At 35.1% G+C, this 10,929-nt stretch carries 11 protein-coding genes; 2 read left to right on the top strand and 9 right to left on the bottom strand.

The features are described from left to right. Window positions 1–392: 392 nt before the first annotated feature. The 3 genes from AC1DRF_RS10195 to AC1DRF_RS10185 form a co-directional block, all read right to left on the bottom strand. Window positions 393–1,031: a MarR family transcriptional regulator gene (locus tag AC1DRF_RS10195; RefSeq protein ID WP_132019446.1), complete on the bottom strand. Its 639-nt coding sequence runs from the start codon at window positions 1,029–1,031 to the stop codon at window positions 393–395. Between the two features lie 237 nt (window positions 1,032–1,268). Beyond that, window positions 1,269–1,781 (bottom strand): helix-turn-helix domain-containing protein, encoded by a 513-nt coding sequence (locus AC1DRF_RS10190; protein WP_251389339.1) that lies wholly within the window; start codon window positions 1,779–1,781, stop codon window positions 1,269–1,271. A 133-nt stretch (window positions 1,782–1,914) separates the two neighbouring features. Then, complete coding sequence (locus tag AC1DRF_RS10185) at window positions 1,915–2,103, bottom strand: hypothetical protein (protein WP_034656363.1); 189 nt, start codon at window positions 2,101–2,103, stop codon at window positions 1,915–1,917. A 319-nt stretch (window positions 2,104–2,422) separates the two neighbouring features. Between AC1DRF_RS10185 and AC1DRF_RS10180 the strand changes: the two genes are divergently transcribed. Continuing rightward, window positions 2,423–2,758: an SPW repeat protein gene (locus AC1DRF_RS10180; RefSeq protein WP_075422835.1), complete on the top strand. Its 336-nt coding sequence runs from the start codon at window positions 2,423–2,425 to the stop codon at window positions 2,756–2,758. Window positions 2,759–3,388: 630 nt separating this feature from the next. On the opposite strand, the gene AC1DRF_RS10175 is transcribed toward AC1DRF_RS10180, so the two are convergent. Then, entirely contained in the window at window positions 3,389–3,553 is a 165-nt protein-coding gene (locus AC1DRF_RS10175) for a hypothetical protein (RefSeq protein WP_477740686.1), read from the bottom strand. Between the two features lie 462 nt (window positions 3,554–4,015). Here AC1DRF_RS10175 and AC1DRF_RS10170 point away from each other — a divergent pair, with 462 nt between their 5' ends. Beyond that, complete coding sequence (locus AC1DRF_RS10170) at window positions 4,016–4,822, top strand: collagen-like protein (RefSeq protein ID WP_477740685.1); 807 nt, start codon at window positions 4,016–4,018, stop codon at window positions 4,820–4,822. A gap of 490 nt (window positions 4,823–5,312) precedes the next feature. Here the strand turns inward: AC1DRF_RS10170 and AC1DRF_RS10165 are convergent, their stop codons facing one another. The 5 genes from AC1DRF_RS10165 to AC1DRF_RS10145 form a co-directional block, all read right to left on the bottom strand. Further along, window positions 5,313–5,465: a Spo0E family sporulation regulatory protein-aspartic acid phosphatase gene (locus AC1DRF_RS10165; protein ID WP_477740684.1), complete on the bottom strand. Its 153-nt coding sequence runs from the start codon at window positions 5,463–5,465 to the stop codon at window positions 5,313–5,315. 738 nt (window positions 5,466–6,203) lie between these two features. Then, window positions 6,204–7,622, bottom strand: coding sequence for a MobV family relaxase (mobV, locus tag AC1DRF_RS10160; protein WP_477740683.1), 1,419 nt, complete (start codon window positions 7,620–7,622; stop codon window positions 6,204–6,206). Window positions 7,623–8,081: 459 nt separating this feature from the next. Beyond that, on the bottom strand, window positions 8,082–9,080 hold the full coding sequence (locus AC1DRF_RS10155) for a DUF3231 family protein (RefSeq protein ID WP_477740682.1): 999 nt from the start codon (window positions 9,078–9,080) through the stop codon (window positions 8,082–8,084). Window positions 9,081–9,237: 157 nt separating this feature from the next. Beyond that, a complete protein-coding gene (arr, locus tag AC1DRF_RS10150; protein ID WP_477740681.1) occupies window positions 9,238–9,654 on the bottom strand; it encodes an NAD(+)--rifampin ADP-ribosyltransferase in 417 nt (138 codons plus the stop codon). Window positions 9,655–9,831: 177 nt separating this feature from the next. After that, the gene (locus AC1DRF_RS10145) at window positions 9,832–10,344 is read right to left on the bottom strand and encodes a DUF3967 domain-containing protein (RefSeq protein ID WP_477740680.1); all 513 of its coding nucleotides are present in this window, start codon (window positions 10,342–10,344) and stop codon (window positions 9,832–9,834) included. Window positions 10,345–10,929: the final 585 nt, after the last annotated feature.

Below are 10,929 nucleotides of genomic sequence, written 5' to 3'. Positions count from 1 at the left end.
GGTATAATGGCCGTCGCAAGCCGAGCATCTTTAACTTCGTTTTGGGTATGTTCGGCTTGGCGATATAACCACTCCTGCCGAAATTTAAAATACAAGGAGAAAAGAGTGGAGATTTTTTAAGTGATCTTCTTAAAAAATACTACTCGAACCTTGTATTTTAAATAGCCATTTTAATTTTATAGTTTTAACGAAAAAAGTACAAAAAGACCCTTGCAATTCTATCAGCGAATTGCTATTTAAATAGAGTGAGAAGAGACAAGTGCAAGAATGTTGTTATATCAACGTTTATAGAGGGTAGGGTGTTAAAAAAATTTAACACCTGTGTTAAATTTTTTTAACACCTAATTTTATCCAAATTAAAAAAAAAAAAAACTGCAAGAGTATTTTTGCAGTTAAAATAGATAAATAGGTAATTTATGTTTTCTTTTTGTTTCCCCAACTTTTATATTTCTAAGAGCTTTTGAAAATATTTGCTGCGTTGCTCTATCTATTTCATCTTTAGGTGCATTACATAAAATATTTGGATTAACAAACCAAGTTCTTGAACTACAAATTCGTCCTTCTTCAGTTGTTACTCCTGTTTCTGCTACTCCTAAGATACCTTTATCTAGTAACTCATTCATCATTTTTGATACTGAAGTTCTAGTTTTATTTAACTTGTTTGCTAAATAACTTGGCGAAGCTGCTGATGGTTTGCCTTCATCTTCAACGTTCTTCTCAACTATTACATTTGATTTGAACTCGAGAAATCTAGATATTTCAAACAAAAAAGCTTTTTCAGCTTGAGTCAGATAGCCAATTTCACATAAATAATCAATATTTCCAGTGATCATCTGCACAAACTTCACCCCATCAGTTTTTTTCTTACGTTTACCAATAAAATAATCTTCTCCAGTAGTCTTATGTAAAATCTGTAATAACATTTTTTGTTGATCTGCTGACAGACCAACCTCTGCCTGACCAATTAGTTCTTCAATCCTTGAATCTCGTATTCTTGCTTTTTTCTCTGCTTGGTCTAAAGCTTTTTTCACTTAGTATTCCTCCAATTTTCACTGGAAAGAATATAACCCCTTGTGATAGAATGTATCTATAATGAATTCAAAACAGAAGGTTAATTCCTTCCTAAATAATTTGTAAGAGAAAGTCCTCGGAGTCCTCGAAAACTTGAGGGCTTTTTCTTATGTCTAATTTTCTACCAAATCCTACATTTTTGCAAACCCTATTTGTAGAATAAGAAAGAAAACTCACCTAAAATGTAGGTGAGTTTTTTAATCTAATAATCCCTTTTCTTTAAACACTTTTCTCAAAGCTTCGTTTACCAATTCAGATTTATAACTCTTAGGAACTCGATCAATAATACTTAAAACGTCATCATCGAAATAAAACCCTCGATATACTCTTTTAGATCGGTCTTTTGGATTTTGCAGCAAAATATCAATTGCATCTACTTTGCTAGCATTAGTACTAGCTTTTAAAAAGCTAGCACTAGTACTTTCACTTTCATTTATATTACTAATACTAGCTGCTATTTCACTAGTGGTTTGCTTTTGTTCTGCTGGCACTTTACTATTTTTAGAAATAAGGGTATTGAAATCAACTTCTAAAGGTTCTGGCTCTTCCCCAACATAACGATAAATACTTTGCTTACTGTCCCATTCATACCCTAGTTTCTTAATCCTTAATTGAATGGTACGAGTACTTACATTATACTGATCAGCTAATTCTTTAATTGTAATTTCTTTCATCATAATTCCATTTAACATCTTTTTTACTAGCATCATACTAGCCTCCACTTTCGTTTTAGAATTACAGTACTAGTATTCAAATGCAAAGTAATATTTCCTGCTATAACTTCTCTTAGCTGTTACCATAAAACACGTTATAAGAATCCATAAAAAAGAGAAGATCCTATTCCTAATCTTCTCTTTTTCTATATTTCAGTTGTTCCTCTTTATAAATAAAATTCATTATTAAACAAAATACTGCTACAAGCCAACCAATAAGAGGGGAATAAATAAAAACATTTGTTAATAACAATCCTCCACAAATAGAGATCACCGACAACATTAATAAAAAAACGTTAATATCTTCATTTTTATTCATATAAAACACCTCTCTAATTAATCAACTAAGTGAAAAAATAAAAGCTTTCCATCTCTTAATAAATGTTTCCAAAGCAAAAAAGGACATTTCTTTTATGCCCTGATCCCTTGTATCAGCCCCACCTACGCTAAATACTATGACAGCCACTCATGCCATCCAACCTATCTTTATTATAAATGAAAGCGATTACAAAGTAAAGGTATTGTTTAAATATTCTGTTTATTTAATTGTTATATATTGAGTTAATCTCTATAGTTTCTAAACATATAATCTAACAATGGGATCTTTAAAGATTCCTAAACTTAGAGGAGGTGTAATTATGAAATTAAGGGGTAATTTAAATGCATTAATTGGTGTCTGGTTTATTATCGCACCTTGGGCTATCGGTTATTCAGATCAATCAGGAGCTTTATGGTCAAGTATAATTTTTGGAATTATTCAAGTTATTGTATCTTTATGGGGCTATGACAAACCCGGCTGGAATTCATGGCAAAACTGGATCTCCGCGATTACTGGTGTCTGGTTTATAATTTTCCCATTTATCTACTCATTAACAAATGGAGAGGTTTGGTCAAGCGTAGTTCTTGGTTTAATCACGATTATATTTAGTTTATGGAACTTAGGATCTAATTCCGGTTCAAAGGCTGCTGGTTAAAAATAAAACGGATAGGAATCGACTATTTGAGCAAACTACCCAAGATGCTTTGTGCGCCCTGAGGCATCAACCTATAGAGCCCAATTGTATAACATCCAAAACAGAAAAAACTATCTTCCTAACTCCAAGGTAGTTTTTCTGTTTTTACGCTGTATATGATAGACATGTGTAGTTAACATAAGGTCAATAAAGTATAGAATATTCTCAATAGGGAAGACTGCTAAAGTTCTTTAAATCATATACAATACCTGTTGTATATAAATAGCTTTATTTCTTGTTGCAGTTGCAGACTTCCTAACAAGTCTGTTTCTTTTTATTTAATAATTATAAAAATGAATAATAAATAACACCTTGAGCAAACTACCCAAGACGCCGCGAGGCATCAGCTAACATCTATATTTTACGACTAGAAAAAACTACCTTCTCCCTAACTCTAAGGTAGTTTTTTTCTGTTTTTACACTGTATAAGATATACAATCTTAGTTAACATAATGAGTGTTCTAGGTACCAAAAGAAGCATCTAGTTATTAGATGCTTCTTTCCTCTTATACAATAGTTTTACTAGAATTCAATCTATACTAGTCATAACAACTTGAGCTCCAATTAGGTTAATTTAAAATAAAGCTAGAATCATCCACAGCAACAACAACATCCTCTGTTATAATCTTTTCTATGCTTGTCATAACAATTGTGTTTTTTATTGCGTTTTTTATTATCTTTTTTAATAATTACTTTGTCTGTCTTAATAATCACTTTATCAACATAGATAACTTTTTTTCTTTTGCCATAGGACACTTAAATCACCTCCTAAATAAAAGAGATACTACATAATATGAAAAAAAATAAAATTGGTACAAGCTAAAAGTCTACTTATGGAGCATTTCTATAAAAAATGATCAAATTAGGTATCTTAAATACTATAAAATGAGTAGTACAAATACCCCCAAGTCTCTAGATTCGTTGTTTGACTTCCTTCTCGTTAGTTAAAAAAGCTACCTATGCAGTCTGCATTCTATATTGATAAGGACTTAAAGGTTGGTTTTTCTGTTTTTAAGTTGTATACGATATACAAAGGTAGTTAACATAATTTGATTTCTCGGGATCAAAAGTCCCTTCGATAATTAATTAAAGAGACTTTTGATTTTAGTAGCATACTTTTAACAGCTACTCTTCTCTCAACATAGGTAAATACACAAGCCATATTCGTTTTCCTTAGTATTAATATAGTATCCCATATAAAAAAAGGAGATGGATATTTTGGGAAGTGGCAGTAGTAGTAAAAAAAGTCGAGATTTTTGTCACCATTGTTGTTCATGCCCATGTGCGTGTATCATCAAAGGAGCAAAAGGTGCTCAAGGACCAAAAGGTGACAAAGGAGCAAAAGGTGCTCAAGGACCAAAAGGTGACAAAGGAGCAAAAGGTGCTCAAGGACCAAAAGGTGACAAAGGAGCAAAAGGTGACAAAGGAGCAAAAGGTGCTCAAGGACCAAAAGGTGACAAAGGAGCAAGAGGTGCTCAAGGACCAAAAGGTGACAAAGGAGCAAGAGGTGCTCAAGGACCAAGAGGTGCTCAAGGACCGGCAGGAATAGGTTTACCAGGACCAGCAGGACCGACGGGACCGGCAGGAGGCGTATTAGCATTTGCAGACTTTTACGCTTTAATGCCGCCTAATAATGCGGCAACAGTTGCAGCAGGTTCGGATGTCGATTTTCCGAATGATGGACCAAATAGTGGGGCACAAATTTTCCGTACAGGTGCGGATACATTTAATTTATCTGCAATTGGTGTGTATCAAGTGTTATTCCAAGTGAGCGTGGCCGAAGCGGGTCAATTGGTTTTAACTCTTAATTCGGGAGCAGGAGCTGTTGAATTAGCTTATACAGTAGTCGGTCGAGCAACAGGAACTTCTCAGATCGTGGGAATGGCTCTTGTCCGAACATCAGTCATCAATTCAATCCTTACCGTACGAAACCCTGCTAGCGAAACAACAGCACTAACCATTACACCACTTGCTGGAGGAACAGAACCTGTTTCCGCACATTTAGTTATCACAAGATTGGCATAAATGGATAAACTATAGTCCACATAAATAAAACAAAAATAATTAGAGCAAACTACTCATGATGTTACAAAACATCGTCCTAACAACAAATGTGTGTAGAGAAAACTACCTTGGTTAAAGGTAGCTTTTTCTCTTTTTAGGCTGTATATCCTATTCATCTCTAGTTAACATAATCACTCTTTCCGGAACACACCACAAAAAAGAACCCTTGTCGCAGAACGGTTCCGCCGAGGGTTCTTTTTCCGGAGTATGCAGCTTTTTATACATCCTTGATAGACCAACGTTTTTTCAGTAAGCGATTAGTGAAAGAATGAATAAAAAGTGCACCTTTTATTCATATGCAGCAACACATCAAAAATAGCCTCTAATTACAGAACATGGTAATCTACTTATGTTTCATACTTCGGATACGTATGAGCAAACCCTTATAACAAAAAAGCAACCTCGTTCATTGGCCAATGCCGAGGTTGCTTTTTTGTTGTTTTTAATAGCTCTATTTAATCTTTTCTAATTCATTTAACATCTCATCAATGAATTGACTAATCTCTACCGTATTGCTACTTGTAAAACCCTCTTTAAATGCCATTTCTACCAACGATTTTCTCTCTTTTTCAATCTCAACTATTAAAGCTTCTTTTAAAATCACTTTATGAGACTCCAATATTCCCCTCACCCATTTGCTTTTAATAGCAAAACAAATAAAGGTTGATCATTCTAAAAGCGATCAACCTTGTATTCATTTTATCTTTTTATATTCATACAAATATTTTACAGTATACAAATGTCCTTATACAACGGAATTTTATCTTAAAATCAAAACTTGTCATACAAATTTTGATTTTCATCTTCACAACTAAAAAAGTTTGTGATATACTTCACATATAAAGATATCCATGACGAACCAGAACACTCTTGAATGTAATATAAAAAGAGCTATTTCACTCCGATGCCAATAAGACTGAAATAGCTTTTTTTATGTCTTTATTGCTCCTTCTAAATCCTCATTATGATCCTTCTATTACTTATCTAGTACTTTTCCAACCCCCACTAGGAAAAATATAGTCTTTATGGAAAAAAGATGATACTATTAATTTGCAGTTATCTTTCCGTTATTTGTTATACGTGTGAACCCTGTAAAAAAGCTACCTTCTTTCTATGTAAAGCAAACGCCCATAGAGATAAGGTAGCTTTTTTTATGCTCATAAACACTCTCAAAAAAGGAGGAGAAATCTTATGTTGACTAGAGACGAACTTTTTTTATTCAACAGAGAGTTATTATCTTTACTAAACCAACACTCGACCTGTACTGATTCTACTTTAAAAGAGATACTGATAACTCAAATTGCTCTTATACTTACTGTTCTTAACTAGATTATTTGTATTATTATCTTTCAATTTCTTGATCTTGCCTTTTGTTACGTTTTTGAATCCCACCGACATGTTGAAAGAACGAAACCTGTTTTATCCTTTCAACATGCTTATCAATCCAATTCAATGCTTTTTCTTTCCAGGCTTTTAATGTCTTGTTTTCTTTTCGTAATTCATTAACCTCTTGATTCGCTTTATCAAGCTCTTCTTTTGGGACATAATTCGCTATATAATCAATATTCATTTCTGTTAAACTGTCATTCAGTTTATTTGCCTGTACAAGCTCTTTTTTCGTTTTCTCATGTTTCTGCTTCTCAATCATTAAATCATCACTGAGAGAGCTTATATGAGCTTTATATTGCGTATCTAGTTCTCTCTTAACCTCATCTTTTACATTTTCCTTTTGTTCAACTGAAAAATCACGGACAAGCTTCTGACGCATTTGTTTTTTCGCCTTCTCGACTTCGCCATCTTGATGCGCCACGTATATCTCTAATTCTTGCTTTGTCTCACTTAAATCATGCTTTAATACTTTATTCTCTTTCTTGTAGTGATCAACTTCATGACTCAATGCATGCGTGCGCTCATGCTCGGCCGCCAATGTTTCCTGCAACTCTTTTGTGAGATTCATAAGCTCATGAAAATCTGCTTCTTCCACTTTCACTTTGGAGCCCATGACACTCTTGGCCGCCTCTACTTCAAGAGGTTGGCTACATAACTCTTCAATACGTCTCTCGCTACGTATCTCAACGGGTGGTGCTGCTTTCAACTCCACTAAATTGTCCATCTGTTGAAGCTCTTTTTCCTTGTGAGCCACTAGTTGTTGCAGATGCTTTAGCTCTTTTTGACGTTCTTGTTTTTTAAACTCATGCACACTTTTATGTTGCAGCTCACTTGGCTCGCCACGCTCAATATCATACCCACGTTTGTTCATGTAGTTGTGAAAGTCATCCTGGATCCTACGAATCTTCGTTTTCCCATGAAAGTACTCTTTCGCCGCCAAGCGCCGATCATCCGTGATCGGTACAAAACCCACATGCATATGTGGCGTTGCCTCATCGTTATGGACCACGGCATATAAAATGTTCTGCTGGCCATACTTACCGGCAATATGATCCAGTGATGCTTCAAAATATTTACGCTGCTCGTCTGGCGACATCGTATGCATATACTCTGGACTGGCCGACACAAAGAACTCTGCCACTAGGACGGCATCATTCCTAATTTTTCGTTTCACACGGGTGGCCGTCATTTTCTTAATTTCTTCATGGTACTTAATTTTGTCCTCATTCACAAAGTCATAGTTGAGCATCGTTCTGTTTGAATCAATGTCTTTATTTTTACTGTTCTCGCCTTCTCGTTGGTTGTGTTTCTGGATCCCCAATATTGCGTCTTTGTGGAACTTTTGCATGCGGATAATCCCATATTTGGCCATCCCTCAATCCCCCATTTCGACCACTGTACTTGGGTCTAGCATACCACAACTTTAGATTTGGTGTAACGCACTACACCAATTTTTCATCTTCGATAAAATTGGGAGCGCGCTCTACGAGGTGGCGGTCGGAATTCCTCCCTGTGTTTGGCTTCGCCAAAATGAAAAAAGACATCCTAAAAGGATGCCCTTTTTCATGAAGACCGTGGACGCCGTCCACCACCTGTAAGGGGAACTCTTCCCCTTAACCCCATCCTAAAAACTCCCCCAACCCCCTCACTTTTTTGAGGGGGCTCCCTCGCCGGTTGGCGTCAAACAAACGAGTTTGTTTGAGTGCCAAGAGGGTTTGGGTTTGGTGAATCTATCAACTCCTTAAATTCTCGACCTGTCGGTCTTGCGATTTACCGTTGACAGATAATATAAAATACATCTTAAAAATTTATAAAAAAGTAAAAACTCTCGTTAATTATTAGGCAACTCTTTACGATCATCCGCCTCTGGTAGTTTTTCTATCCACCCTTTTTTAATCATAATTCTCCCAAAAGATGAAATCGTTTTCAAATCCCGAAAAATAGAGGCATCACAATGTCCAGCTACATCTATTCTCATACTTGTTACCATAGCTGCAGCATAATACGTAGTGGCTAAATTAAACAAAAACCCAGCATGAAACACCATTAATTTATCTGAAAAAGGAGCTATATCAGAATTTGTAATTTCACTGTCTAATAATTGGGGAGGTTTAAGGTTTTCATCCTGAAGTACAGAAGAGAAAATATTTATATTTTTATTAACTGTATGTAAACAATTATCCATAAATTTATGAATATCTTTATCCCTAATTACCTGTTTAAATCCAACGACGAGAGCTTTAGCTGCAATACTCTTTTTTAGATTAAAATAAATATTTCCTGCTTCCATTGAATTTAAAGGCCTTTTATCTCCGAATAAGTCCATAACATATCCTAACTCTGTAACTGGTTGACTCCTTTGAAATGTAGAAAAATAAGGAGATCGTTGATAAATGCCTTTGGATAAAAGAATTTCAATCGATTTATTATAAATCTCCATAGCATCAATGTTACATTGAAAATAATGATCTCGTATATCTTTTCGAGCCGACACACTAAAAGATATACTATATCCAGATAACCCGTGCATTGTCATCTCATGCATGTAGCCTAACCAAAAAACATCTGTAAATAGAGGAGGAGCATCTACATTTACATCTTTTTCAGTAAATCCTTTCGGTGGCTCTAACTTTTCAGATTTAAAAATATTTCTAAGCACTTTTAAATGCTTCTCAGCTACCCCTAGGGTAAACTCGAATAGAGAATAAATCTCAGGGTCTTTAACAGTTGCAAGCACGTATTTGTTAATACAAATAGCCATTGTATCTTGAATATATTGTGTCCATAAACTTGTAATTTCTGAGGACGTTAATCTCATTTTATTATCCAAATTTGTTACCTCCAATACTATATAAACTTATAGTATTGTGCCCAAAATTCTTAGATTTAACATGATTTTCATATTCATAACAAAGGCCGCCCACTATATATCAGTTTATAGGGCGACCTTCGGCATTTATTTAATTAGGATTTCAATGCCATGAGAATCAATCATATATTACATTTTTTCCTTCTTCACTTAGCTTTTTTAAAGATGTGAGCATATGATTTATTTCTTCATCGGAATGCCTTTCCCATGAACCTAATTCAGCTACTATTTTTAAGGGGGATTTAGATCTATAAGAACGTGTTGGGTTGCCAGGAAACTTTTTATCAGTTAAATTTGGATCATTTTCAAAATCGCCCAATGGTTCTACAATATAAATTCTCTCTTTTGAATTAGCTCTTGCTAATTCAGCACCCCATTTAGCAGCGTTTAATGTTCCAGTAAAATAGATATGGTTAGATTTTTTATCCTGATAATTGGATAAGTACAATGGTTCAAGCAGGTCTCCAATCTTCAGTTCTGCTTTAGTACCATGAAAAAACGGACCAGGATCTAAGACATTTTTCTTATCATTCATATAGCCACACCCTTTATACTTTTTGACTTGCGTATAACAGTATAAAGCTGGACATGAGTGAAAAAACAGTCTATAAATAATTTCCAAATAGAGTTATAATATAAATAGAGAGTAAGATGTTATCGGAAATAACTCATTTAAATAAAAAAAGACTGCCAGCTGGCTGGCAGTCTTTTTTTATTTCCAAAATTCCCACCACTTCTTTTTTTCTTGAGCAGCAGCAAGTTGCTTTCTTGTTTCCTGAATTTCACGTATATGACTCATGATTTGCTGATCCATACGTTCTACAAGCTTTTTATTAAATTCCATTTGTTCATGTAATTGTTTTTTTATCTCTTCAATACTTTGAGCCATATCATCAATTTTATCTTTGAACTCATGAGCTTGAACGGCCATTTGTGCAGGTTGCATGGGGGGCGTTCCTTGCCGTGCACCATAACGCTCAACTACTTCTAAAGAGGCTACTTCTTTGGTTTTTCTTTGGACTTTTACGATTTGCTTAAATAGTTGTAAAGCGTTTAAGTCATGTTTAGTGAAAGCCCGACTATCATTCTCTCCTTTAACAAATTTATAACCTGTGGCCTCCAATTGAATACACCACTTTCTTAAAGTACTATCTGACACCTCAAGTTTCTTTGCCACTTCACTAGTCCAATAAGCTGGTTCTTGGCCAAGCTTTGCATCTGACATGCCGTTCCCTCCCGTGCACGCGTATTTATATAAATAGTTATATTTCTCATCTAAAATGTCCTTTAAAGAATAACAAAGAACGCCCCCCGTGCACATCATTTTTTTACGTGCACGGGGGGCGTTCAACCCCAGTTAAGTACTGATATATCAATGTTTATACACTCTATTATTTGATTAAATCATAACCATGTTAAAACCAGATGCACGCCCCCCGTGCATGCTATTTACTTTAATTCTGAGTTATAACTTTACCCGTGCAACCCCGTTCGTTTTGGGGTGGCGTGCTGGCTAGGGGTTCGGGGACTAGTCCCCGTTTGTGTAGCTTATTTTTAGCAAAATTACTAACTATGAACGGATGCTCTGGCGGTTCGGCAGGTATAATGGCCGTCGCAAGCCGAGCATCTTTAACTTCGTTTTGGGTATGTTCGGCTTGGCGATATAACCACTCCTGCCGAAATTTAAAATACAAGGAGAAAAGAGTGGAGATTTTTTAAGTGATCTTCTTAAAAAATACTACTCGAACCTTGTATTTTAAATAGCCATTTTAATTTTATAGTTTTAACGAAAAAAGTACAAAAAGACCCT

This window comes from Priestia sp. P5_B4, from assembly GCF_056400385.1.
The sequence above is the reverse complement of the archived record's forward strand: the minus strand, read 5'-3'. Positions and strand labels throughout refer to the sequence as shown.

Bases quoted from the DNA above. Each gene is read 5' to 3' on its own strand.
- arr (WP_477740681.1), bottom strand. From the start codon at position 9,654: ATGAATGATAAGAAAAATGTCTTAGATCCTGGTCCGTTTTTTCATGGT.
- AC1DRF_RS10180 (WP_075422835.1), top strand. From the start codon at position 2,423: ATGAAATTAAGGGGTAATTTAAATGCATTAATTGGTGTCTGGTTTATT.
- AC1DRF_RS10190 (WP_251389339.1), bottom strand. From the start codon at position 1,781: ATGATGCTAGTAAAAAAGATGTTAAATGGAATTATGATGAAAGAAATT.
- mobV (WP_477740683.1), bottom strand. From the start codon at position 7,622: ATGGCCAAATATGGGATTATCCGCATGCAAAAGTTCCACAAAGACGCA.
- AC1DRF_RS10185 (WP_034656363.1), bottom strand. From the start codon at position 2,103: ATGAATAAAAATGAAGATATTAACGTTTTTTTATTAATGTTGTCGGTG.
- AC1DRF_RS10145 (WP_477740680.1), bottom strand. From the start codon at position 10,344: ATGTCAGATGCAAAGCTTGGCCAAGAACCAGCTTATTGGACTAGTGAA.